The 23298-nt window shown below is 68.9% G+C and carries 20 protein-coding genes; 11 read left to right on the plus strand and 9 right to left on the minus strand.

Going from position 1 to position 23298, the window contains the following annotated elements; genetic code table 11:
- Positions 1 to 2 precede the first annotated feature (2 nt).
- The 4 genes from DIZ26_RS29435 to DIZ26_RS29450 all read right to left on the minus strand — a co-directional run bounded on the left by DIZ26_RS29435 (position 3) and on the right by DIZ26_RS29450 (position 4510).
- Complete coding sequence (locus tag DIZ26_RS29435) at positions 3 to 617, minus strand: DUF5998 family protein (RefSeq protein WP_112247427.1); 615 nt, start codon at positions 615 to 617, stop codon at positions 3 to 5.
- Positions 618 to 689: 72 nt separating this feature from the next.
- Complete coding sequence (locus tag DIZ26_RS29440) at positions 690 to 2612, minus strand: FtsX-like permease family protein (protein WP_112247429.1); 1923 nt, start codon at positions 2610 to 2612, stop codon at positions 690 to 692.
- The gene (locus DIZ26_RS29445; protein WP_232828679.1) at positions 2609 to 3367 is read right to left on the minus strand and encodes an ABC transporter ATP-binding protein; all 759 of its coding nucleotides are present in this window, start codon (positions 3365 to 3367) and stop codon (positions 2609 to 2611) included. Before DIZ26_RS29445 ends, DIZ26_RS29440 begins: the two co-directional genes overlap by 4 nt.
- Before the next feature lie 96 nt (positions 3368 to 3463).
- Entirely contained in the window at positions 3464 to 4510 is a 1047-nt protein-coding gene (locus DIZ26_RS29450; RefSeq protein ID WP_112247431.1) for a P1 family peptidase, read from the minus strand.
- A 50-nt stretch (positions 4511 to 4560) separates the two neighbouring features.
- On the opposite strand from DIZ26_RS29450, the gene DIZ26_RS39245 reads away from it, so the two are divergent.
- Positions 4561 to 5259 carry a DUF2087 domain-containing protein gene (locus DIZ26_RS39245; protein ID WP_456298637.1) on the plus strand — a complete coding sequence of 233 codons (699 nt, stop codon included), beginning with the start codon at positions 4561 to 4563 and terminating at the stop codon, positions 5257 to 5259.
- On the opposite strand, the gene DIZ26_RS29460 is transcribed toward DIZ26_RS39245, so the two are convergent.
- Complete coding sequence (locus tag DIZ26_RS29460) at positions 5167 to 7902, minus strand: bifunctional acetate--CoA ligase family protein/GNAT family N-acetyltransferase (RefSeq protein ID WP_112247433.1); 2736 nt, start codon at positions 7900 to 7902, stop codon at positions 5167 to 5169. The two genes, DIZ26_RS39245 and DIZ26_RS29460, sit on opposite strands and share 93 nt — an antisense overlap.
- A 43-nt stretch (positions 7903 to 7945) precedes the next feature.
- Between DIZ26_RS29460 and DIZ26_RS29465 the strand changes: the two genes are divergently transcribed.
- The 5 genes from DIZ26_RS29465 to DIZ26_RS29485 all read left to right on the plus strand — a co-directional run bounded on the left by DIZ26_RS29465 (position 7946) and on the right by DIZ26_RS29485 (position 12621).
- The gene (locus DIZ26_RS29465; RefSeq protein ID WP_112247435.1) at positions 7946 to 9094 is read left to right on the plus strand and encodes an ArsB/NhaD family transporter; all 1149 of its coding nucleotides are present in this window, start codon (positions 7946 to 7948) and stop codon (positions 9092 to 9094) included.
- A 174-nt stretch (positions 9095 to 9268) separates the two neighbouring features.
- Positions 9269 to 10978: an AMP-binding protein gene (locus tag DIZ26_RS29470; RefSeq protein ID WP_112247522.1), complete on the plus strand. Its 1710-nt coding sequence runs from the start codon at positions 9269 to 9271 to the stop codon at positions 10976 to 10978.
- Between the two features lie 43 nt (positions 10979 to 11021).
- The gene (locus DIZ26_RS29475) at positions 11022 to 11789 is read left to right on the plus strand and encodes an ABC transporter permease (protein ID WP_112247437.1); all 768 of its coding nucleotides are present in this window, start codon (positions 11022 to 11024) and stop codon (positions 11787 to 11789) included.
- Positions 11786 to 12034: a DUF2630 family protein gene (locus DIZ26_RS29480; RefSeq protein ID WP_112247439.1), complete on the plus strand. Its 249-nt coding sequence runs from the start codon at positions 11786 to 11788 to the stop codon at positions 12032 to 12034. The genes DIZ26_RS29475 and DIZ26_RS29480 overlap by 4 nt, the downstream gene beginning before the upstream one ends.
- 131 nt (positions 12035 to 12165) lie before the next feature.
- On the plus strand, positions 12166 to 12621 hold the full coding sequence (locus DIZ26_RS29485; RefSeq protein ID WP_112247441.1) for a VOC family protein: 456 nt from the start codon (positions 12166 to 12168) through the stop codon (positions 12619 to 12621).
- A gap of 3 nt (positions 12622 to 12624) precedes the next feature.
- Here DIZ26_RS29485 and DIZ26_RS29490 read toward each other — a convergent pair whose 3' ends face one another.
- From DIZ26_RS29490 to DIZ26_RS29505, 4 genes are read right to left on the minus strand one after another with little or no spacing between them, the layout of a single operon-like run.
- On the minus strand, positions 12625 to 13047 hold the full coding sequence (locus DIZ26_RS29490; RefSeq protein ID WP_112247443.1) for a TIGR03667 family PPOX class F420-dependent oxidoreductase: 423 nt from the start codon (positions 13045 to 13047) through the stop codon (positions 12625 to 12627).
- Between the two features lie 24 nt (positions 13048 to 13071).
- Positions 13072 to 13485 (minus strand): CoA-binding protein, encoded by a 414-nt coding sequence (locus tag DIZ26_RS29495; protein ID WP_112247445.1) that lies wholly within the window; start codon positions 13483 to 13485, stop codon positions 13072 to 13074.
- Between the two features lie 26 nt (positions 13486 to 13511).
- Positions 13512 to 14165: a response regulator transcription factor gene (locus DIZ26_RS29500; RefSeq protein ID WP_112247447.1), complete on the minus strand. Its 654-nt coding sequence runs from the start codon at positions 14163 to 14165 to the stop codon at positions 13512 to 13514.
- Entirely contained in the window at positions 14147 to 15412 is a 1266-nt protein-coding gene (locus DIZ26_RS29505; protein WP_112247449.1) for a sensor histidine kinase, read from the minus strand. The genes DIZ26_RS29500 and DIZ26_RS29505 overlap by 19 nt, the downstream gene beginning before the upstream one ends.
- A gap of 109 nt (positions 15413 to 15521) precedes the next feature.
- Between DIZ26_RS29505 and DIZ26_RS29510 the strand changes: the two genes are divergently transcribed.
- The 5 genes from DIZ26_RS29510 (at position 15522) to DIZ26_RS29530 (ending at position 23234) form a co-directional block, all read left to right on the plus strand.
- Complete coding sequence (locus DIZ26_RS29510) at positions 15522 to 16289, plus strand: ABC transporter ATP-binding protein (protein ID WP_112247451.1); 768 nt, start codon at positions 15522 to 15524, stop codon at positions 16287 to 16289.
- Complete coding sequence (locus DIZ26_RS29515; protein WP_112247453.1) at positions 16289 to 18295, plus strand: FtsX-like permease family protein; 2007 nt, start codon at positions 16289 to 16291, stop codon at positions 18293 to 18295. Before DIZ26_RS29510 ends, DIZ26_RS29515 begins: the two co-directional genes overlap by 1 nt.
- Positions 18296 to 18406: 111 nt before the next feature.
- Positions 18407 to 20857 carry a DNA gyrase/topoisomerase IV subunit A gene (locus DIZ26_RS29520; protein ID WP_112247455.1) on the plus strand — a complete coding sequence of 817 codons (2451 nt, stop codon included), beginning with the start codon at positions 18407 to 18409 and terminating at the stop codon, positions 20855 to 20857.
- Between the two features lie 5 nt (positions 20858 to 20862).
- Complete coding sequence (locus DIZ26_RS29525) at positions 20863 to 21564, plus strand: LppX_LprAFG lipoprotein (RefSeq protein ID WP_112247457.1); 702 nt, start codon at positions 20863 to 20865, stop codon at positions 21562 to 21564.
- Positions 21561 to 23234, plus strand: a complete 1674-nt coding sequence (locus DIZ26_RS29530) for an MFS transporter (protein WP_112247459.1) — start codon at positions 21561 to 21563, stop codon at positions 23232 to 23234. The genes DIZ26_RS29525 and DIZ26_RS29530 overlap by 4 nt, the downstream gene beginning before the upstream one ends.
- Positions 23235 to 23298 lie beyond the last annotated feature (64 nt).

The raw sequence follows: 23298 nt of genomic DNA on the forward strand, positions 1-23298 counted from the left end.
GCCTACCTGCTGGTCGCGGACGAGAGGGCCGCCGCGAAGTCGAGCACCTGCTGGATCCCGGCCGGGCCGTCGGCCGCGGCGCTGATCCGCAGCGAGATGTCATCGGCGGCCACCGACCCGGTGTAACCGTGGTCGGCCTCGCAGTTCGGGTCGGCGCAGACGGCCGGCTCGAGATCGATCCGGTTCACCATGCCCCAGCCGATCGTCAGCACGACCTCACCACCGGCTGATCCCGGGTCCTTGCGGACCGAGGCATAGCCGGCCGGATTCGGCACCACCCGGTTGACCACGACCGCATTCACCCGGTCCAGCGGGATCGCCTCGGTCGAGGTGGACGCGTACGGCGCCTGGATCAGGTCGTCGGCGGCGTGCTCATCGGTGTGCCCGACGATCAGCCGGCTCGGCGTCAGCGCCAGGATCGTGATGTGCCGCCGGACCTCGTCGCGGTCGAACGTCGGCTCGTGTTGCAGCACGAACGCCCGGATCGGCTCGCCGGCGATCGCCACCGCGAGGGAGTCCGCCACGACATCTGGGTAGTAGCCGCACCGGTCGATCGCGTCGCGCAGTTCAGGCGAGGCGTCCGCGAGCTCCGGGACCGGCGCATTCAGGTCACGCATGGGCTCATCCTTGCACGACGACGCCCTGGCCCCGGACCGCCCTGTGGACGAACCGGAGCCAGGGCTGGCCTTTCAGCCGACGCTGGCCTTCCGCAGTACGGGCGCGCCGGCGGCACCGGCCACGGCGACCAGGACCACTCCGACGATCACCTGACCGACAAGCAGCAGCAATCCCGAGCTGCCTTGCGTGAGTGGATGGCCCCCGCTGAAGACGAGTCCGCAGAAGGCACCGAAGCCGACCACCGGCAGCCCGACTCCGACCACCGGTACGACGGCCGCAAGGCGGGCAGAGCGCTCGATGACCTTCAGCGGTACGCCGGACCGCCGCAGCGCCTTGGCAGGGCCGGCCTGATCGAGCGCTGTCCCGACTGCACCGGCTGCGGTGGAGGCAGCACCGGTGATGAAGACCAGGCCGAGCAGCAACGCGACGCCGAGCCGCAGGTCGAGCAGCATTCCCGCCTCGTGCTCGTCCTTCTCGGAGTCCGTCAGCGGCACCACATCCGGCACCACGCTGTAGAGAACCGTGCGAACCTTCTCCCGATCCGCAGCACCCGGTACGACGATGGTCACCGCCTGATCCTGCGAGGTCACCTGGCCCTTGATCCCGGCCGCATCGAGCTTCGCCCGCGCATCCTTGACCACGGCAACCGTCTGGCCCTGGTCCGGATAGAGCTTGAACGCCGTGTCGGTCCCGTCGCCGGAGAGGCCGTACGGCATGAACAACGCGAGGAAGCCGGTCACGAACCCGCTCAGCACCAGCGCGGCAACCGGCCGGAATGCTCCCTTCGGGTCGTCGACGAGTCGACGGCCGGCCAGCAGACCCACGGGGCCGTTCGCCGTACGGGCCAGAATCCTGCCGATCACCTGAACCGCCCACGGGCCGACGATCCGCACGGCGAGCGCAGCCATTCCGACCGCGATCACGATCGGCAGTAGGGCTCCCCCGGTGCCGACGATGCCCAGCATCACGGGGCCGATCACCAACAGCCCGAGGCGCAGCGCGCTGGTCGCCTTGCGCGTCTGCCCGCGGACGACGCCGAGCGGCGTGATGCTGACCCGGCCCAGACCGATGAGCGCGCTGATCACCGAGAGCAGAGGGACTGCGGCCAGCACGATCAGGACGACCCACCAACTCGCGGTCAGGTCGTGTAAATACCACTGGCCTCCGCCGATCGGAATGCGGGCGATCAGCGGACTGAGCACGGTGTAGCCGACCAGACCGGCGACCGCTCCGGCGAATCCGATCACTGCCTGCTCGACAGCGCTCAATCGAAGTACTTGGCTTCTGGTCGCGCCTGCCAGGCGGAGCGCGGCGAGTCGCCGTTCGCGGCGCTTGGCCGCCACGCCGGCGGCTTGGCCGACGAGGCTGAGCAGTGGGAAGAGGACGAGTGCGACGCCGAAGGCGACAAGGGCCAGCAGGATCGCGATCCGTTGCGGGAACGCGGTGCCCTGCCAGCTCGCCAGGTACTTCGGGTGGTACTTGTCGCTCAGGCCTGGGAGGTCCGGGGTGGCTCCCCGGATGATCACCAGTTCGTCCTTGGAGGACAACCCGGCCGCCGAGATGACACCGGTCGGCTTCGCGATGCCGAATCGTTTGCTCAGGTCGTTGCCGGCACTGCCAGACCACAGCGTGGCGACGGCCGGCGAGACGAAGATTTCGCCTGGTTTCGGAGCATGCGGCAGACCGGGTGGGGGCGCGAGCTTGGCGTTGCGCTGCTCGTCGGTGATGGCGAGGTCGTACCGCAGTACGGGCTTGCCGGCCACCATGTCCTTCACCTCATGGGTGACGCCGACCGCCGTCTTCGGGTCCGCGTCGTCCGTCGTACGCCAGCCGATCCGGTCGGCCCGATGGGTCAGGCCGAGCGTCCCGGCGATCAGGAAGGTGAGCAGCAGGGCGACCACGGCGGTCGCTCCGAGCGCTGCGAGGTTCGCCGCGCGGCCGCCGGGACCTGGGCGGCGCACGAAGCGCAGCCCGAGGTCTGTCATCGGATTCATCGGTCGCTCACCCGGCCGTCCACGATCCGCACGACGCGGTGGCAGCGGGCCGCCACGGCGTCGTCGTGGGTGACGACGACCACGGCCGCGCCTCGGTGTGTGGCCGCGCCGACGAGGAGATCGATGACCTGCGCTCCGGTCGCCGCGTCGAGTGCACCGGTCGGCTCGTCCGCGAACACGGCCTGCGGTTCGCCGACGAGCGCCCGGGCAATGGCGACGCGCTGCGCCTGGCCGCCGGACAGTTCACCGGGTCGCCGGTTGACCTCGTTCGCCAGGCCGACCTGAGCCAGTACTGCGCGGGCTCGGCCGATCGCGTCGCGGCGGGACACACCGTCGACCATCAGCGGCAGGGCGACGTTCTCGTCCGCGGGGAGCTCGGCGAGCAACTGGTTGTCCTGGAAGACGAAGCCGAGGCGGCGACGTCGCAGTACGGTCCTGGCCGCGTCGTTCAGCTGGTCGACGCGATCGCCGCCGAGCCAGACCTCGCCCTGATCCGGACTGAGGATGCCGGCCAGGACGTGCAGCAGGGTGGTTTTGCCGTTGCCGCTCGGCCCCATCACGGCAAGGGCTTCGCCGGCTCGGACCGCGACGTCGACACCGGCCAGGCCGACGACCTCGCCGTAGAACTTGACCAGCCCGCGACCGGCGAGGACCGTGCCCTCGCCGGGGAACTGCTGGAGCGACTGCTGGACAGGCGGCTGGACCGGGTGCTGGACGGGCTGGTGGTACGTGGGGTGGGGACTCGGGTGGCTCATACCCGAAGGCTTTCGCGGATCGCGCTTCGGATCGTCGGCCCGCGGTCCGGTCCTCCTACCGTCTTTCAGTTGTCTTGTGGCGAGGACGCGTAGTACTCAGGTCGTACGTCCGTCGCCGAAAGCCGAGGGGTAGGCGTCGCGATAGCTGAGCAACCGGCCGGCCGGTGTCTCCACCGACTCGGCCGCGAGTACCCCGTGGACGATGGCGCGCGAGAGCGCCTGGGCGCCGGCGGCGAAGACGGTCTCGAGCTGGATCAGCGCCGCCGGATCGGTGACGGACAGCCGGGGTACGCCAGTCGTCGTCGAGACGGCGAAGATCGCATCGCCGTCGACGAGAGTGTGGATGGGATCGATGGCGCGGGCCAGTCCGTCGTGGGCGACCATGGCCATCCGCTTCGCGGCCGCCTTGTCGAGCGGGACGTCGGTGGCGATGACGGCAATGACCGTGTTCATGCCGGGCAGCGGGCCGGCTGGGCCTTCCGGGGGCGGCTCGGTCGGGGTCCGGAGCTGGCCGAATTCGTTGTCGAGGGCAAAGCGTTCGCCGTACAGGCGGCCCTGGCTGTCGACGGTCGAGCCGACAGCGTTCACGACGACGAGTGCGCCGACGGTGGTCCCGTCGTCGAACCGGATGCTTGCCGATCCGACACCGCCCTTGAGCCGACCGGTGCGGGCCCCGGCACCGGCGCCATGGTTGCCCTGCGCAACTTCTCCGTCAGTGGCGGCTTCGATCGCCCGTCGTCCCCAGTCGGCTGTCGGCCTGGCCTGGAACCCGCCGCCTCTTCCGAGGTCGAAGAGCACCGCGGTGGGGACGATCGGTACGACATCGTGCTCGCCGGCGCCGACTCGGATGCCTTGGCCTTGTTCTTCCAGCCAGCCCATGACGCCACCGGCCGTGTCGAGGCCGTACGCGCTGCCGCCGGTGAGGACGATCGCGTTGACGCCGGGGTTGGAGTTGACCGGGTCGAGGAGGTCGGTCTCCCGGGTGCCCGGCGCTCCCCCGCGCACGTCGACGCCGGCGATCGCCGTACCGGGGAAGTGGAGCACCGTCGTACCGGTCAGGTACGGCGCATCGGTGCGCTCGACCTGACCGACCCGCACGCCGGGGACATCGGTGATCGCGTTGTGGGGACCGGGTTTTGGCATGGGTCCTGTCTAGCAGAAACCCGGTTGCGGGCGAGATTAGTTTGGAAGGCATGGATGCCGATGTGCTCTGTGGGTTGCTGGCCGAACCGTCGAGGCTGCGGACGTACTCCGCGGTGGTCCTCGGCGCGCGCGGACCGGAGGAGATCGCGGGATCGACCGGTCTGCCGTTGCCTGTTGTGCTCAGGTCGGTGCAGCGGTTGAGCAAGAACGGATTGCTCAGTGCTTCCGCGAACGGACTGGTTGCCGACGAGACCGCCTTCAAGGACGCCGTCCGGTCGAACCGGCCGGAGCGCGAACCGCTCGACGCCGACCCCGGGCGCGACGCCGTACTCCGTGCCTTCTTCCGCGACGGTCGGCTGACGAACCTGCCGACCGTCTACAGCAAGACGCTGATCGTGCTCGAGTACCTCGTCCAGTCGTTCGAACCGGACCGCACGTACGCCGAACCCGAGGTCAACACGATCCTCAACACCTTCCACCCCCGATCACGCCACCCTCCGCCGCCAACTCGTCGACGCCGGCCTCCTCACCCGCACCACCAACCACTACACCCGCCCTCAAACGCCCTAGCTGGTCAAGCACAGGCGGTGGACGGAGGCACTTGCTTCTCCTCCGCCGCCGTTCACCTGCCAAGAGGTGGGCTGGTGAGTGCTGGGTCAGGTCAGGCGGCGAGCTGGGGTGTCTTGTCTTGGTTTTTCGTTGGGGGCGATGCGGATGGAGGTGTCGAGGACGGTGGCCGAGTCAGCTGAGACGAGGACCGAGCGCAGGTCGAGGCGGACCACCTCTTCGAGTTCGAGGGTGAGGCGGGCGACGCGGTGCAGGAGGTTCTCGATCGCGGCGATGTCGACGGGGTCGGAGCCGCGGTAGCCGTACAGCAGCGGCGCGGCACGTACTTCGCGGACCATCTCCGCCGCGTCGGCCGTCGTCAACGGCGGCATCCGGTACGCGCGATCGCCGAGCAGATCCGTCGCCACCCCCGACAACCCGAACGACACCACGGGCCCGAACGACACGTCCTCCTGCGCCGAGATCACCACCGGCACCCCCGGCGGCGCCATCTTCTGTACGACGAACTGCGCCCGCCCCGGATCCGACGCGACCCCGAAGGTGCTCGTCATCTCCGCCCACGCCTTCCGCATGTCGTCCTCGTCGTGGATGTGCCGCCAGATGTCGGCGAGGTCGGGTCGCATCCGCCACTGATCGGCGGTCGCCTTCAAGATCACCTCGAAGCCGAGATCCGCGGCCCGCGCCACGGCTTCGTCCGCCGACAGCACCGGAAACGCCGGCAGCACGCTGATGCCGTAGAAACTGAGCAGCCGCTGCCGATCCTCATCACCCAGCTCGGCCCCGCTCGGATACCGCTGCAGGAACTCGGTCACGAACGCTTCCGCGGCGGACGTGTCGATATCCGGCAGGTCAGGGATGCTGCTGTCGGCGCGGCGCCGCCACTCGGCGTACTGCGTGACCTTCGCGAGCGCGCCCACGGCGTACTGGGGTGAGGAGTACGACGGGATCGAGCCGCGAGCGGCACCGCCGTACTCGTCAGGGACGCGGAGTTGCTCGGGGACGCTGCGGGAGGCGAGGAAGGTGGAGACGACCGGTTTGTCCGAGCCGGCGGCTGCTGCTGCCAGGACCTGAGCGACTTCGGCTCCGTTCGACTGCACCGGCGGCGTGAAGATGACGACGACCGAGTGCACGCGGTCGTCGGCGAACACCTCGCTGAGCGCAGCGCCGAAGTCAGCCGCGGTCGCCTCCGCACTGAGTGTGCGCGGCTCCCCCGCTACGTCGAGGCCGGTGCTGGCGACCGTGTCGAGAGCGAGCAGTGTCAGCGCGTCGGAGTTGCTCACGATCGCGACCCGGCGACCCTTCGGCAGCGGCTGGTGGGCCATCAACTGGGCGACGTCGAACAACTCGCCATTGGTGTCCACGCCGATCAGCCCGCTCTGCCGGAACAGCGAGTCGACAGTTGCTGGCGGCAACGAACTGCGGCGGACCGTGTGCCCGAGCGGGACGCCCTGGGTGGCCCGGCCGGACTTCAGCGCGATCACCGGCTTGCGCCCGGCCAGCCGACGGGCGACCCGGCTGAACTTGCGGGGGTTGCCAAGGGACTCCAGGTAGAGCAGGACGACCTCGGTCGCCTCGTCGGAGTACCAGTACTGCATCAGGTCGTTGCCGGAGACATCTGCCCGGTTGCCGGCGGAGACGAAGCTGGACAGGCCGAGACCACGACCGGTCATGTCCGCGAGGATCGAGACTCCCAACGCGCCCGACTGGCAGAAGAAGGCGACGCGGCCGCGGCTCGGCATCACCGGCGAGAGGGTCGCGTTCAGGCTCACCCCAGGCGCGGTGTTGATGACGCCCAGCGCGTTCGGCCCGATCACGCGCATCCCGTACGACCGGGCCAGGCCGACCAGTTGCCGCTGGCGCTTGCGGCCTTCGTCGCCGATCTCGGCGAACCCGCTCGACACCACCACCAGCCCGCGAACGCCCTTGGCGGCGCAGTCCAGCACGACATCGACCGCCATCTCGGCCCGGACGGCCACGACGGCGAGGTCCACCTTCTCGCTGACCTCCCGGATCGTCCGGTACGCCGGTACGCCCTCGATCTCGTCCTCGGTGGTCTCCGCGTTCACCGCGTACAGCCGGCCGGGGAAGCCGCTGTCGCGCATGTTGCGCAGCAGCGCGTTGCCGATCGTGCCCTCCCGCCGGCTCGCTCCGATCACCGCGACGCTCGTCGGCGTCAGCAACCGGGCGATCGAGAGCGCCTCGGACCGCTGCTCGCGAGCCTGCATGACCCCGAACGAGGTGTCGGTCGGCGCGATGTCGAACTCGACCACGATCACGCCGTCCTCGAACTCGCGGGCCACCTTGTAGCCGGCCTCGGTGAAGACGGTGATCATCTTGCGGTTGTCCGGCAGCACCTCGGCGACGAACCGGGCGATGCCGTGCTCGCGGGCCGCCTGCGCCAGGTGCTCGAGCAACAGTTGCCCCAGGCCCCGGCCCTGGTGCGCGTCCTCGATCAGGAACGCGACCTCCGCGGTCCGCCGGCCCGTCCGCTCGTACCGGCCGACGCCGATCATCGCGTCACCGACCGTGACGATCAGCGCGAGCCGATCGGAGTAGTCCACCTGGGTGAACCTGGCCACGTCGCGAGCGGACAGTTCCGGATACGGCGCGAAGAAGCGGTAGTACTTCGATTGCTCGGAGACCCGGGCGTAGAACGCCACCAGCAGGTCCGCGTCGTCCGGCGTGATCGGCCGCAGATGGGCGGTCGCCCCGTCCCGCAGTACCACGTCGGCCTCGTACTCCGCCGGATAGCCGGGCGGCAGGTCGACTGGGCGGCTCGGGCCATACTGGGCCGGTCGCTGCGGCTGCTGCTCCGGCGTCGTCACTCGGCCAGCGTACTCAAGCAACGGATTCGGAGGACGCAATTTCATGTGGTGGTTGAGTGCACTCGGGGGGCTGATCGCGGTCGCCACCGGATTGCTGAGCCCCGGCGACGCACTGGACGTGATCGAGCGGATCGCTCCCGTGCTGGTCTTCCTGGTCGCCGTCACGGTGATCGCCGGGCTGGCCGACGCCGCCAAGGTGTTCGAGGTCGCGGCCCGCGAAGCGGCCCACCTCGGCCGGGGCAGGACCTGGCGACTTTGGCTGCTGGTGGTGGCCTTGGCCACCGCGCTGACCATCGTGCTCTCGCTCGACACCTGCGCCGTCCTGCTCACTCCGGTGGTCCTGGCGATGGCGCGGCAGCTCGACATCCCGCCCAAGCTGTTCGCCTTCACCACTGTCTGGCTGGCCGGCACGGCGTCTCTCCTCCTCCCGGTGTCGAATCTCACGAATCTGCTCGCCCTGCACCGCTTCGACCAACTGGGCCTCGGGCTCCGCGACTACCTCGGTCTGAGCTGGCGACCGGCGATCGCCGCCATCGTCATCACCGTGGTCGTGCTGGCGCTGCTCTTCCACCGCGACCTGCGCCGGACGTACGTCGTACCGGAGACGCCCGGGCTCGACGACAAGGTGCTGTTCTGGGGGTCAGCCGGAGTCTGTATCGCGCTCGGACCGGCGTTCGTCACCGGTATCCAGGTCGCGATCCCGGCGAGTATCGGCGCGGTTGCGCTCGTCGTCCTCTTCGCCGTACGCCGACGTGGCGAACTCACCTGGGCGCTCATCCCGTGGCAACTGGTGCTCACCGTGGTCGGCCTGTTCCTCGTGGTCGGCGCACTGACCGCGCACGGACTGGAGGGCCTACTCGGGACCATCGCGGGCACCCACGGCCAGAGCCTGGCCGCCGAGCTGCGACTGGCCGGCACAGCGGCCTTCGGCGCGAACGCGGTCGACAACCTGCCGGCGTACCTGGCGATGGAACCGGTGGCCGCGGCGAACGGCAACCGGATGATGCTGCTGCTGATCGGGGTGAACTGCGGCTGCCTGCTCACCCTCTGGGGGTCGCTGGCCACCCTGCTCTGGCGGGACCGCTGCCTCGCCGCGGGGGTGCGCATCTCCTGGTGGTCGTTCCTCTGGCGTGGTCTCGTGCTGACTCCGGTCGTCCTCGTCGGGACGGTCCTGGCGCTCAACCTCGGCTGACGGGGAAGGCGGACCGTCGGCCGAGGTCGAGGCAGCCCGCCGGCGGCGAGGCCAGCGGACCCACGGAATGGACCAGTGATCGAACATGCGTTCGACTGTAGTCCGATCGATCCCCCGGTGTCCAACCCGCGAGGATGATTGCCTCCTGCATGCGACTGGGTAATAGTGCCGTCCATGAGCGAGGAACAGAGCACCTCGGACAACACCCGGGCCTTTCGCGACGCGCGGGACTTCCTGATCGCGCACCGCGAGGACTACGAGGTCGCCTACCGCGACTTCAAGTGGCCGTCCTTCGACCGGTTCAACTGGGCCCGCGACTGGTTCGACGCGCTCGCGGTCGAGCAGCCGGACGTTGCGGCCCTCACCATCGTCGAGGAGGACGGCGAGGTGAACTCCCTGACGTACGGCGAAATGGCCGAGCGATCGCGGCAAGTCGCCGGGTGGCTCACCCAGGCCGGCCTGCTGCCGGGAGACCGGGTGCTGATCGTGCTCGGCAACACCGTGCCGCTGTGGGAGGTCATGCTCGGCTGCATCCGGGCCGGCGCGGTGATGATCCCGGCGACCACGCTGCTCACCGACGCCGACCTGGCCGACCGGATCAGCCGCGGCGGCGTACGGGCCGTTGTCACTGCCGCGTCCGATGCTCCTCGCTATCAAGGTATCGCCGATCACTGCATCCGCGTCGCCGTCGGCGGTCCTGTGGACAACTGGCTCGACTACGACGACTCACGTGGGTACGACGGGCCGGTGCCCGACGTGGACACAGCCGCCGACGACTCCCTGCTGCTCTACTTCACCTCCGGTACGACGAGTCAGCCGAAGCTGGTCGAGCACACCCAGGTGAGCTACCCGGTCGGCCACCTGTCGACCATGTACTGGATCGGCCTGCAGCCGGGCGACGTCCACCTCAACGTGTCCTCGCCGGGCTGGGCCAAGCACTCGTGGAGCAACGTGTTCGCGCCGTGGAACGCCGGCGCGACCGTCTTCCTCTACAACTACACGCGCTTCGACGCCGAGAAGATGCTCCAGGTCCTGCAGACCTACGGGGTGACGACGTTCTGTGCGCCGCCGACGGTGTGGCGGATGCTCATCCAGGCCGAACTGTCCGCGGTCGAGGTCCAGATCCGTGAGTGCATCTCGGCGGGCGAGCCGCTCAATCCCGAGGTGATCGAACAGGTCCGCGCTGCCTGGGGCATTACCATCCGCGACGGCTACGGCCAGACCGAGACCACCGCCCAGATCGGCAACCCGCCCGGCCAGCCGGTGAAGCCCGGCTCGATGGGACGCCCGCTGCCGGGGTACTCGATCGCGCTGGTCGACCCGGCCACCGACGAGGTCGGCGACGACGGCGAGATCTGTATCGAACTCGCTCCCCCGCCGGTGCCGCTGATGCGCGGCTACCGCGACGCCAAGGACCTGACCGACGAGGCGATGCGCGGTGGCTACTACCACACCGGTGACGTCGCGAGCCGGGACGAGGACGGCTACATCACGTACGTCGGGCGGTCGGACGACGTGTTCAAGGCCAGCGACTACCGGATCTCGCCGTTCGAGCTGGAGTCCGTGCTGATCGAGCACCCGGCCGTCGCCGAAGCAGCGGTCGTCCCGTCGCCTGATCCCGTGCGACTCGCGGTGCCGAAGGCGTACGTCGTACTGGTTGCCGGGCGCGAGCCGTCGCGGGAGCTGGCGGCGGAGATTCTGCAGTACTGCCGCGACCACCTCGCGCCGTACAAGCGGATCCGGCGGATCGAGTTCGCCGAGTTGCCGAAGACGATCTCGGGCAAGATCCGCCGCGTCGAACTGCGCGCGGACGAGGCGGCCAAGGTCGACAGCGGCGAGTCCACCCAGTACGCCTTTGACGAAGCCGACTTCCGCGACGCCTGAGGAGATCCGCTGCCGGACGCGGTGAGCGTGCTGCAATAGGCGGATGTCGCACGACACCGGACTGGGAATCGCGGCGGTCGTAGTACTGCCACTGCTGGTCGCCATCGCTGTCGTGGGATCGCGGCTGGCTTCGCTGCGGCACGACAAGGGCATCGTCACCGCGGCCCTGCGCGCCCTGGTTCAACTGGCCCTCGTCGGGGCGCTGGTCGGCTTCGCGCTGAAGTCGATCTGGGGCACGCTCGCCTTCATCCTGATGATGATGACCATCGCAACCATCACCAGCGCGCGCCGCATCCGGCATGTCGCGGTGGTGCCGGGTCAGTACGCGTACTGCGCGGCCGCGATCGGCGGCGGGGCGGCTGTGGTGCTGCTGCTCCTGGTGCTGCCTGGCGTGGTGCCGCGCAACCCGGGGAGCATCCTGCCGATGGGCGGCATCGTCGTCGGTGGTGCGATGAACGCGACCACGCTCGCCGGGCGACGGCTGTTGGCGGAGTACGGCGGGCGGTTCGGCGAGTTCGAGGCTGGGTTGTCGATCGGGCTTTTGCAGCCGGATGCGTTCAAGCTGGTCGCGGGGCCGGTGGCTGGGGATGCGCTGCTGCCGGCGCTCGACCAGACGCGGACGGTCGGGCTCGTGACGTTGCCGGGAGCCTTTGTCGGCATGGTGCTCGGTGGAGCGTCCCCGACGGCGGCGGCTGCGCTGCAACTCGTCGTACTGATCGGTCTGCTCGCCGCGGGGTCGATCGCCATCCTGGTGACCACGGAGCTCCTGGCGCGCTCGTCGTTGCCCGACGGGCGTACCGTTTCCTCATGAGCGACGACAAGAGCCTCTTCAGCCGAATCGACGAACTCGTTGCCGAAGAGCACGAACTCCGTACCAAGCACGCCGCCGGCCAGGTCGCCGACGACGAAGAGAAGGCGCGCCTGCAAAAGCTCGAGGTCGAACTCGACCAGTGCTGGGACCTCCTCCGCCAGCGCCGCGCCAAGCGCGAGTTCGGCGACGACCCCGAGACGGCACAGCCCCGCTCGGCGGATGTCGTCGAGGGTTATCTGAACTGACCTGACCGTACGACGCACCCTTTCGCGTCTCCTCGGTCACGGCTCGGACAACGTTCGGGCGCACGGTGCTCACATTCTCGTCTGCTGTGCCGTCGTAGCGGTGACGTTGTCCGAGTGGCTGGAGGAAGCAGATGGAATCGTCCGCGATTGTGCGTGGCTTTGCGTTGCACCTTGTTGTTGATGATGTGGAAGGCAGCATCGGCTGGTATCGGGAGGCGCTGGGGGCGACCGTGACGCGGGTTCTTCGGATGCCTGGCGGTGCGATCGCCACCGCCGAGCTGGACGTGCACGGGCTGGCCGTCGCCATGGCGGCGCCTGTGCCTGGCACCAAGCTCAGCACTCCGTCGGCGTCCGGTACGTCGGTGGCCGCTTATCGGCTGGTGGTTGCGGATGCCGACGAGGCGATGCGGCAGGCCGTTGCCGCCGGGGCGACGGTCAGTGCTGAGATCCAGGACGCGTTCTGGGGTGTTCGTACCGGCGAGGTGCTCGACCCGTCCGGGCATCGGTGGGCGTTCGATCAGCAGTTGCGCGACGTGCCGACCGAGGAGATCGAGCAGCGGCTCGCCGAGCTTGTCGCAGGAAGCTGATCGTCAGAAGCCGCGGAGTTTGTCCGGGGTGATGCGGATGAGGACCGAATAGCTCTTGTGGAACTCGTCCGCTGACATGCCGAGGCCGGCGATGTGTTCGGCGTACTTCGTGGTGTAGGCGGCTCGTTCCTCATCCGTGAAGCCGGCTTCGTCGATCGCCGCCGAGCCGGTGAGTACGCCGACCTCGCCGCCGTGGAAGGTGGCGTTGAAGTTCGTGGAGACGCGGTCGCCGCGGCCGAGGTTGCGGAGCTTCGCCGTCCTCGGCTGGCTGGCGATCAGCAGTTGGCCGCCGGTCCACAGGAACCACACCGGCGTGGGCGCCGGCGTACCGGACGGGGCGACCGTGGTCAGCCAGATCACCAACTCGTCGTCGAGCTGACGAGCGACGCGTGCGCCGAAAGGGGTGCTGGTGTCGATCGAGAACATCGGAGATGACCTTCCGTCAGCGGCTCAGGACGGACCCAGGCGTCCCCACTCGATCGCCGGGCAGCGGTCCATCACCATCGTCAAACCTGCTGCCGTCGTTCGGGTGTAGGCGTCCGGATCCATGACACCCAACTGGAACCACACCGCCCGCGCGTTGATTCCGACCGCCTCGTCCGCGATCGCGCCGGCCAGCTCGGACCGGACGAACACGTCGACACAGTCCACCTCGAACGGGATCTCCGCCAGCGACGCGTACCCCGGCTCGCCGTGCACCGTCTCGGCCGACGGATGCACCGGCACGATGCGTTTCCCGTGTCCCTGCAGGAACCGCGCCACGCCGTACGCCGCCCGGCTGGTGTTGTTCGACAGCCCCACCACGGCCCACGTCTGGCAGTCGGCGAGGATCTTGCGGATGTCACTCTCATCGGCCCATGCCATGCGGCCATCCTCCCTCAGCAGCCAAATCAGCCGCGCAGATAGGTGAGCACAGCCGACACCCGGCGATCGCGGCCGTCGTCCAGGTGCAGCTTGGCGAAGATGTTGCCGACGTGTTTGCGGACCGCCGCCTCGCTCACCACCAACTGCTCGGCGATCGACGAGTTCACCCGCCCCTCCGCCATCAACGCGAGCACCTCCAGCTCACGCGGCGTCAGCGCCGCCAGCGGCCCGTCGTCCCGTCGCCGCGCGAGCAACTGGCGAACCACCTCGGGATCGACCACAGTGCCGCCGTCGGCGACCCGATCCAGCGAGGCCAGGAACTCGGTCACATGACCGACCCGGTCCTTCAGCAGGTACCCGATCCCGCCGGTCGTCGACTCCAGCAACGACGACAGGTACGCGTCCGCGACGTACTGCGAAAGCACCAGGATCCCGATGCCGGGCAGCTCGGCCCGGATCGCCGCGGCCGCGCGCAGACCCTCGTCGCTGTGCCCGGGCGGCATCCGTACGTCGGTGATCACCAGGTCGGGCGGCTCCTTGCGGACCACGGCCAGCAAGGTGTCCGCGTCACCCACCGCATCCCGTACTTCGTGGCCGGCGCGATCCAGGATGCTCGCCAGCCCCTCCCGCAACAGCAGCGAATCCTCAGCCAGGACGATGCTCAGTCGTCGAGCCGGCACGGGGTCTCCATCCTCAATCGGGTCGGCCCACCGGGTGGGCTGGTCAGGTCGAGTGTGCCTCCCAACGCGTCCAGCCTGGTCACCAGCCCCGTGAGTCCGGTCCCACCCGTGGGATCCGCGCCGCCGATGCCGTCGTCGGCGATCGTGACGACCAGTTGGTCGTCCACGATCCAGCCGTCCACCTCACACCGGCTCGCCTGCGCATGTTTCGCCACATTGCCGAGTGCCTCACTGACGACGAAGTACGCCGCGGCTTCGATCGGCGGGGGCAATCGCCGCGGCAGTTCCATCCGAACGGTCACCGGCATCGGACTGCGATCGGCAACCTCCCGTACCGCGGCCTCCAGCCCGTGGTCGATGAGTACCCGCGGATGAATGCCCCGCACCGCCTCCCGCAGATCAGCCAGCGCGGCCTCGGCCTCGCCATGCGCCTTCACCACCAACCGGCGCCCCTCCCCCTCGGGCAGGTCGAGTTCGGCCAGGCCGAGCGTCATCGTCAGACCGACCAGCCGCTGCTGTACGCCGTCATGCAGGTGCCGCTCGATCCTGGCCCGCTCGGTCTCGAACGCGTCGACGAGATCCAGCCGGGACCGACGCAGATCGGCGAGGTTGCGACGGAGTTCGTCCTCGCGCGGGCCGAGCATCACCTTGGCGAGTTCGGCCTGCCCTGCGGCGAGCCAGCCGAGCAGATACGAGCTGACCGTGTACCAGATCGGTCCGAACAGGACCAGGAACAGCAGCCCCTCCCAGAAGGTGGTCAGCGTCCACGGGCCCATGCCGATCTCGTCGTCGTCCGCGATGAACGGCGCCACCAAGGTGATGGCCAGCACCGCCAGGCTCACACCGGCGAACAGTGCGTTCAGCGGCCAGAGGAAAACGCCGAACAGGAACCCGTAGCCGAGAGCCCGGACCGAGGCCTGCTCGCGGCGCCGGAACCGCAGCCGCTCGCGCAGTCCCGTCGACTGGGGCACCTGCGCATGCGGGGTACTGATCCCGGCCGGCATCATCAACCGGGCTCGATAGCGCTCCATGATGCCGATCAGCACTCCGAGGAGCGGGAACGCCGTCAGCAGCAGTACGCCGACCAGAATCGGGCTCAGTAATGCACTGACTGCCGCGGCACCGATCAGCACGCAGATCGTGGCAGCACCCGCCGGGACCGAGCTCAGCAAGTAGGCATAGCTGCGCCAGGGCCAGGAGGAGACGAGGTACCGCCTCGAAGTGAGCGCTGCCCAGGCCGTGTTCATTTCCCCAACCCTAGGGCCGCAACGGGCTTCAGCGCGGTAGCGTGCGCGCTACCGCGGTACTCCTCTGTAGACCAGGGTGAAACCACGTGCTGGGCGGTTGGCTGGAACCATGACCAGCACCGCGCCGACGCGCCATCCCGTCGTACCTAGTGACCCGCCTGCCCTGCTGCTCGACGGGATCACCAAGACCTACGAGTCCAAGGCTGGGGCTGTCCAAGCCCTGCGGGGCGTGACGTATCACTTCCAGCAGGGATCGTTCACCGCCGTGATGGGACCGTCGGGCTCGGGGAAATCCACCTTGCTGCAGTGCGCGGCAGGGCTGGATCAGCCGACCGCCGGAACGGTACTGCTCGGCGGCACCAGGCTGCAGGGACTCGGCGAGGTCGAGCTGACCAAGTTGCGCCGCAAGCAGATGGGTTTCGTCTTCCAGGCATACAACCTGTTGCCTTCGCTGACCGTCTTCGACAATGTCGCACTCCCCCTACGGCTGACCGGAATCCGGCCTCGCCGCCAGGATGTCCTGGCAGTCCTGGACCAGGTCGGCCTGGCGGACAAAGCCAAACGGCGCCCCGCCGAACTGTCCGGTGGCCAGCAGCAGCGGGTCGCCATCGCGCGTGCACTGATCACCAGGCCGGCGGTGTTCTTCGCCGACGAGCCGACCGGTGCGCTGGACAGCAAGACCAGCCGGCAGATCCTCAGCTTGTTGCGCGAGGCAACCGATCGCGCGGGACAGACGGTAGTCATGGTCACCCACGACCCGGTCGCCGCGGCGTACGCGTCGCGCGTGCTGTTCCTGTCCGACGGACTGGTCGCAGGCTCTCTCGACAACGGCAGCCCGGCCCAGATCGCGGCCGCGATGAGCGACCTGGAGCGCTGATGTTCTCCCTCAGCCGTCAAACCGTACGCCGGCACCTCCCCCTGTACGCCGGTTCGTTCGTCGCGCTCGCCGTCGGAGTGTTCATGCTCGGCCTCGCCGCGACCGCAACAGCAGCCACCATCGCGTACCACGGGCCGGAGGCCGACAGCATCCTCGTGCAGCTTCCTGGCACGGACGGTGCCGGGCCACATTCCGAGCGGGTCGTGTTGTCGGGCGCCGACGCCTCCGGCCTGCAGGTGGTTCTCTCGATGGTCGGAGTGATCAGCGGGTTCATCACGATCTTCGTCATCGCCAGCACCTTCGCGTTCGCGGTGGCATCGCGCCGCCGGGAAGTCGGGCTGCTCCGGCTGATCGGTGCCACCCCTCGGCAGGTTCGCAGGATGGTGTTCGGCGAGGCGCTGGTGGTTGCCCTGGCCGCGTCGGTGACGGGAGCGGTGCTGGCCCAGTTGGCGACCCCGTTCCTGTTGGCGAAAGCGTCGTACACCGAACTCGCACCGGTGAAGCTCGAACCGGCCAGCCCGTGGATTCCGCTCGGCATCGCGATCGCCGTGGGACTGGTGGTGGCGCTGCTGGGCGCACGCTCGGCCGCGCGCCGGGCCGGTCGGGTCGGACCGGTCGAGGCACTGCGCGAGGCGGCCCTCGAGCCGCCGCAGATCGGGGTGGTCCGGGTCGTGTTCGGGCTCGTGTTCCTGGCCGGGGCGATCGCGATGCTGGCCCTGATCCAGCCGGGGACCGGAGAGGGAGTGGTGCCGCTGGCCATGTTCACGCCGATGGTGCTTGTCGTCTCGCTCACCTTGCTCGCTCCGCTCGTGGTGCCGTGGATCGGCCGGCTCTGGGCGCTGCCGCTGGTCCGCTGGACCCAGGTGTCCGGCCGGCTGGCTCGCAGCAACGTGGTCGCGGCACCTCGCCGGAGCGCTTCGCTGGCTGCGCCGATCCTGGCGATCTCGGCCATCGCCGGTTCGATGGTGCTGAGCCTCAGTTTCGCCGCCGACGCGGCTGCCGCGACCATTCGCGACACCTTGACCGCGCCGATCGTCGTCACGGCGCCGGAGAACTCGGCAGCCGCGCCGGAGAACTCGGGAGAGCTGAGAGAGCGCATTCTCACGACGCCGGACGTTGCTGCTGCCGATGGCGGGATCAGCGTCGGGATCATCCGCGCCGACGGCGACTCCGCAGAACTCGAGGACGGCGAGGGCATCGACCCGGCCGTCGCCGCGACGACCCGAATCCTGACGCCGATCAGCGGGGAACTGGCGAACCTCACCGGCCAAACCGTTGCTGTGGGCAAAGAGATGGCCGGCCTCGAGCACTACAAGGTGGGCAGCGAGATCAGCGTCGTCTTCGGCGACCGAGCCAAGGGCACGCTTCGGGTCGTTGCCGTCCTGCCGGACGCGCCCGGCGTCAACGGCTCGATGCTGGTCCCGCTCGCCCTCGCCAGGCAGCACGCACCCGCGGCCGTCCCGGAACGGTGGTTCGTGCAACCTGCCGGCGGCGTCGATCCTGCTCAGCTCATCGGCGCGCTGGATCGGCAACTGAGCGGCACCGGAGCGCACGTAGTACGGGCTGAGCAGTGGGAGCAAGAGCAGGCGGACGGTCTCCGGAAGGGAAACCAGTTGGGGCTGGTCCTGCTGATGGGGCCGGCCGGGCTCTACAGCGGGATCGCGATCGCGAACACTCTGTTGATGGGCAGCCTCCAGCGCCGCCACGAGTTCGTCACCTCCCGGTTGCTCGGCGCGACCCCGGCCCAGATCCGCCGGATGGTCCTGTGGGAGTCGTCCCTGGTGGGTGCGGCTGCCCTGACGCTCGGCACGGTGATCACCGCGACGGTCGGGATCCTGCTCCGGCACGCGATGACCGAGGGGCTCCGAGACGTTCCGACCACGATTCCGTGGGCACTACTGCTCGGAATCGGCGCTCTGTGCCTACTTCTGGCCACCGGCGCGGCGACCGCACCCACCTCCTTCATCCTCCGCAGGACCAGCCCCGCGGACGCTGTTGGCGACTAGGGTGGGTCGGTGCTGGGCTCCGGACGAGGCAGCAGCGACAATGGCGCTGCCGCCGGACCGCCGCGGCGCGTCTCGTAAGAGTTGCTGGCATCGAGGAGTTCTCAGAACCGCATGGCACGCCGTACCAACACCACCGCCGAACCGGAAGACTTCGAGGAGCGCATCCTCGACGTCGACGTCTCCGACGAGATGCGCAGCAGCTTCCTGGAGTACGCCTACTCGGTGATCTACTCCCGGGCGCTGCCGGACGCCCGCGACGGGCTGAAACCGGTCCAGCGGCGGATCCTGTTCTCGATGGCGGAGAACAACATCCGCCCCGACCGCGGCCATGTGAAGAGCGCCCGCGTCGTCGGTGAAGTGATGGGTAAGTACCACCCGCACGGTGACGGCGCGATCTACGACGCCCTGGTCCGGACCGCGCAGCCCTGGTCGATGCGGCTGCCGCTGATCGACGGGCACGGAAACTTCGGCTCGCTCGACGACGGCCCGGCCGCCATGCGGTACACGGAGTGCCGGATGGCCCCGTCGTCGCTGGCGATGACGAACGGGCTGGACGAGAACGTCGTCGACTTCAAGCCCAACTACGACGGCCGCGAGGAAGAGCCGTCGGTACTGCCGGCCGCCTTCCCGAACCTGCTGGTCAACGGCGCCGCCGGCATTGCGGTCGGTATGGCCACCAACATGGCCCCGCACAACCTCGTCGAGGTGATCCAGGCGCTGCGGCACCTGATCAAGACGCCGAACGCGGACCTCGACGACCTGATGCGGTTCATCCCCGGCCCGGACCTGCCGACCGGTGGCAAGATCGTCGGCCTGGAAGGTATCAAGGACGCCTACCTGACCGGCCGGGGCAGCTTCAAGATGCGCGCCACCGCCCGGATCGAGAACATCACCCCGCGCCGCAAGGGCATCGTGGTCACCGAGCTGCCGTACACGGTCGGCCCGGAGAAGGTGATCGAGAAGATCAAGACCCTGGTCCAGGCGAAGAAGCTGCAGGGCATCTCCGACGTCAAGGACCTGACCGACCGCGCGCACGGCACGCAGCTGGTGATCGAGGTCAAGAACGGTTTCGTCCCCGAAGCCCTGCTGGAGCAGCTCTACAAGCTGACCCCGCTGGAGGACTCGTTCTCCATCAACGCCGTCTGCCTCGTCGACGGCCAGCCCCGCACCCTCGGCCTGCGCGAACTGCTCGACGTTTACCTGCAGCACCGGTACGACGTGACGCGGCGGCGCAGCGAGTTCCGCCGGAAGAAGGCGCAGGACCGGCTGCACATCGTCGACGGCCTGCTGATCGCGATCCTGGACATCGACGAGGTCATCCAGATCATCCGGACCAGCGACGACGCCGCCGCGGCCCGGGTGCGGTTGATGGACATCTACGACCTGACCGAGACCCAGACCAACTACATCCTGGACATGCCGCTGCGCCGGCTGACCAAGTTCTCCAAGCTCGAACTGGAGACCGAGAAGGCCGAGCTCGAGCGCGAGATCGAGAAGCTGACCGCGATCCTGGACGACGAGACGCTGCTGAAGAAGATCGTCTCCGAGGAGCTCGCCGACGTCGCCAAGACGTACGGCACGCCGCGCCGGACGGTGCTGCTGGAATCCTCCGGCGCCACCAAGACCGCGGCCGTACCGCTCGAGGTCACCGACGACCCGTGCTGGGTCCTGATGAGCTCGACCGGCTTGCTGGCCCGCACCAACGGCATCGAGCCGTTCGGCGAGGGTGACGGCCGGGCCAAGCACGACGCGATCGTGTCCGCCATCAAGAGCACGGCCCGTGGGCAGTACGGCCTGATCACCAGCACCGGCCGGCTGATCCGGCTCGAGTCGCTCGACCTGCCCGCCGTACCGACCACCGCGAACGCGCCGAACCTGCAGGGTGGCGCTCCGGTCGCCGAGTTCGTCTCGCTCGAACCGGGCGAGAAGGCTCTCGCGCTGACCACGATGGACCCCGACTCGGTCGGCGTAGCCCTCGGTACTGCGGGTGGCGTGGTGAAGCGCGTCGTGCCCGACCACCTCAGCAACCGCGACTCGTGGGAGATCATCCGGCTCAACGACGGCGACCAGGTCGTCGGCGCGGTCGAACTCACCACGGGTGAAGAGGAACTCTGCTTCATCACCTCCGACGCACAACTTCTGCACTTCGGAGCCTCGGTCGTCCGTCCACAAGGCCGTACTGCGGGTGGCATGGCCGGTGTCCGTCTGAGCAGCGGGGCGAAGGTGGTGTTCTTCGGCGCGCTCACTCCGGACAAGGAGGCGCACGTCGTCACCATCTCCGGCTCCTCCTCGGCCCTGCCGGGGACGGAGGTCGGCGCGGTCAAGGTGACGCCGTTCAGCGAGTACCCGGGCAAGGGCCGTGGGACAGGCGGTGTCCGCTGCCACCGGCTGCTCAAGGGCGAGGACGGCCTGCTGCTGGCCTTCGCCGGTACGGCGCCGGTCCGGGCCAGCGCGAACAGCGGTGCACCGGTCGACCTGCCGCCGATCGACCCGCGTCGCGACGGTTCCGGCGTGGCGGTGGCGCAGCCGATCGCCGCCTGCGCCTCGGACCTGGCAGGCTGAGCCCCATGAAGAGACTCGTCGCGCTCGGCGCGGTGCTGTTGCTCGTCGTCACCGGTTGCAGTGGCAAGAAGGACAACGGCGGCGGCAAGTCCGGCGACGATCCGGTCGCGCTGCTGACCGCGGCCAAGAAGACCATCGACGACGCGGCGAGCGTGCACATCGTGCTGACCGGCAAGGATCTGCCGGACTCCTCGCAGACACTGGCCAGTGGCGACGGTGTGGCGACCCACGCCCCGGCGTTCAAGGGGAAGCTGACCGTTCGCGCGGCCGGTTCGCCCATCGACGCCCAGGTCGTTGCCGTGGGCAGCAAGGTGTACGCGAAGCTGTCGTTCACGCCGAAGTTCATCGAGTTGCCGCCCTCGCAGCTGGCCGGTCTCGGTGCACCGGACCCGTCGATCTTGCTGGACCCGAACAAGGGCCTGACCGCAGTACTGCCTGGTCTGAAGGACGCGGCCGTCAAGGGCGACACCCGGGACGGCTCGAAGGTGCTCACCGAGGTGACCGGCAAGGTGACCGGCAAGTCGCTGCAGGGCATCTTCCCGAAGGCACCGGCCGACCAGGACTTCCCGAGCAGCTTCAAGATCGACAAGGACACCAAGCAACTGGTGTCGGCGACGATCAGCGGCCCGTTCTACGACGGCGCCACCAGCAGCTACGACATCACCTTGGACAAGTACGGCGAACAGGTGGAGATCACCAAGCCGTGAGCAGTCCCAGGGCGCGGTTGAGCCTCGCCTCGGTTGCTGTCGCCTTCGCTGCCGCGGACACCTACGTCGTCGTACTGGCGTTGCCCGACATGATGTCCGGTGTCGGGCTGTCCGCGGACCAACTACAGCGGGCTGCGCCGATCCTGTCCGGCTTCCTGCTGGGCTACATCGCCGTACTGCCACTGATCGGCCGGATCGCCGACCTGGTCGGCAGGACGCCGGTGCTCGTGGGCGCGCTGCTGTTGTTCGCAGTGGGCTCACTGATCACTGCAGGGGCTTACGACCTGTCCCTTATCGTCGTCGGGCGGTTCCTGCAGGGTGTGGGCGGAGGCGGACTGGTACCGGCCACACTCGCTCTCGTGGCCGATCTCTGGCCAGCTGACAAACGTGGACTGCCGCTCGGCGTGGTCGGCGCGGTACAGGAGCTCGGCTCGGTGCTCGGTCCGCTGCTCGGGGCTGCGGTGCTGGCGATCGCCGACTGGCGCTACATCTTCTGGCTGAACCTCACTGTCGCGGTCGTGCTCGCCCTGTTGCTGCGCGGCCGACAGAGACCGCCCCTGTCGGCCGCGGTCGGCGTGCTGGCTTGTGTCGCCCTAGGCCTCACCTTGACTGCGCCAAAGCGACTAGCCACCGGTGTGACCCTCGGTCTCCCGTTCGTACCGTTGTCAGGCGACTCGCGCCTCCTGACTCCCATCGGCGTAGCCACTCTCGTTCTGGCCGTGCTGTGGCTCGCAGTGGTTCTCCTGAAGAGCCGCAGGACACTCGCCGACGTGGCGGGCCAGGTGGACGCTATCGGCGCGCTACTGCTGGCTCTTGCGCTCGCCGGCGTGGTGCTGACGTTCGCGACGGCCGACCCCGAGCGGGAGGTGATGGCTCCCGCAGGGCCCTGGTTGCTGACCGGTGCGGCGGTCTTCGCGGTGGCCTTCGCGCTCTGGCAACGCCGCAGTCCTACCGCGATCGTCCCGACCGGATTGCTCAACGCGAAGCCTGCTTGGGGATCCCTGCTCGTCAGCTTCCTCGTCGGCGCCGCCCTGATCGCGGCACTGGTCGACGTACCGGTCTTCGCCCGCACCACGCAGAGCGGCGGACAGTTGGCCGCCGCACTCGTGCTGCTGCGTTTCCTCATCGCCCTGCCGTTGGGTGCTGTCATCGGCGGCTGGCTGACCCGGCGGTACGGCCTCGGCCTGATCACCGGCATCGGGCTCGGCCTGGCGGGAGTGATGTTCGTACTGATGACCTTCTGGGAGCGCGGCGCGCTCAAGCACGCGCCGGCCACCATCGTGCTGCTCGCCTGCGGTTTCGGCTTCGGCCTCGCCCTGTCTCCGGTCAACACCGCCATGCTTGCAGCCACCCGCGCCGACAGCCACGGACTGGTCAGCGCGCTCGTGGTGGTCGCCCGCATGGTCGGAATGCTCGTCGGTGTCTCAGTCCTCACCGCGATCGGCCTGCGCCGCTACTACACGCTGGTGGACGACGTACCGTCCCCGAACGAGCTCTGCCCTACCGCACCGGGCTCCTGTCACCAGTACGTCGACGCTCTCCGCGAAGCCGCGATTTCACAAGTGCACACGATCTTTGCCGGAGCAGCGGTCTGCGCGTTCGCGGCCGCAGTACTGGCTGTCCTGCTGCTCGGACGGCGGCCGGTCGAAGTACGCAGTACGGCGGGGTGAGGCAGCCAACTGTCCACGGGTGACGACAGTCATGCGATCGTATGGACGGCTCGCGTACCGTGAA

This window comes from Kribbella monticola, assembly GCF_003261635.1.
GTDB classification, from domain to species: Bacteria; Actinomycetota; Actinomycetes; order Propionibacteriales; family Kribbellaceae; genus Kribbella; species Kribbella monticola.

Coding starts and splice junctions, on each gene's coding strand:
- DIZ26_RS29495 (WP_112247445.1), bottom strand. CDS start 13,485: ATGGCATGGGCCGATGAGAGTGACATCCGCAAGATCCTCGCCGACTGC.
- DIZ26_RS29475 (WP_112247437.1), top strand. CDS start 11,022: ATGTCGCACGACACCGGACTGGGAATCGCGGCGGTCGTAGTACTGCCA.
- DIZ26_RS29480 (WP_112247439.1), top strand. CDS start 11,786: ATGAGCGACGACAAGAGCCTCTTCAGCCGAATCGACGAACTCGTTGCC.
- DIZ26_RS29465 (WP_112247435.1), top strand. CDS start 7,946: ATGTGGTGGTTGAGTGCACTCGGGGGGCTGATCGCGGTCGCCACCGGA.
- DIZ26_RS29515 (WP_112247453.1), top strand. CDS start 16,289: ATGTTCTCCCTCAGCCGTCAAACCGTACGCCGGCACCTCCCCCTGTAC.
- DIZ26_RS29520 (WP_112247455.1), top strand. CDS start 18,407: ATGGCACGCCGTACCAACACCACCGCCGAACCGGAAGACTTCGAGGAG.
- DIZ26_RS29445 (WP_232828679.1), bottom strand. CDS start 3,367: ATGAGCCACCCGAGTCCCCACCCCACGTACCACCAGCCCGTCCAGCAC.
- DIZ26_RS29490 (WP_112247443.1), bottom strand. CDS start 13,047: ATGTTCTCGATCGACACCAGCACCCCTTTCGGCGCACGCGTCGCTCGT.
- DIZ26_RS29470 (WP_112247522.1), top strand. CDS start 9,269: ATGAGCGAGGAACAGAGCACCTCGGACAACACCCGGGCCTTTCGCGAC.
- DIZ26_RS29510 (WP_112247451.1), top strand. CDS start 15,522: ATGACCAGCACCGCGCCGACGCGCCATCCCGTCGTACCTAGTGACCCG.
- DIZ26_RS29505 (WP_112247449.1), bottom strand. CDS start 15,412: ATGAACACGGCCTGGGCAGCGCTCACTTCGAGGCGGTACCTCGTCTCC.
- DIZ26_RS29435 (WP_112247427.1), bottom strand. CDS start 617: ATGCGTGACCTGAATGCGCCGGTCCCGGAGCTCGCGGACGCCTCGCCT.
- DIZ26_RS29525 (WP_112247457.1), top strand. CDS start 20,863: ATGAAGAGACTCGTCGCGCTCGGCGCGGTGCTGTTGCTCGTCGTCACC.
- DIZ26_RS29485 (WP_112247441.1), top strand. CDS start 12,166: ATGGAATCGTCCGCGATTGTGCGTGGCTTTGCGTTGCACCTTGTTGTT.
- DIZ26_RS39245 (WP_456298637.1), top strand. CDS start 4,561: ATGGATGCCGATGTGCTCTGTGGGTTGCTGGCCGAACCGTCGAGGCTG.
- DIZ26_RS29440 (WP_112247429.1), bottom strand. CDS start 2,612: ATGAATCCGATGACAGACCTCGGGCTGCGCTTCGTGCGCCGCCCAGGT.
- DIZ26_RS29450 (WP_112247431.1), bottom strand. CDS start 4,510: ATGCCAAAACCCGGTCCCCACAACGCGATCACCGATGTCCCCGGCGTG.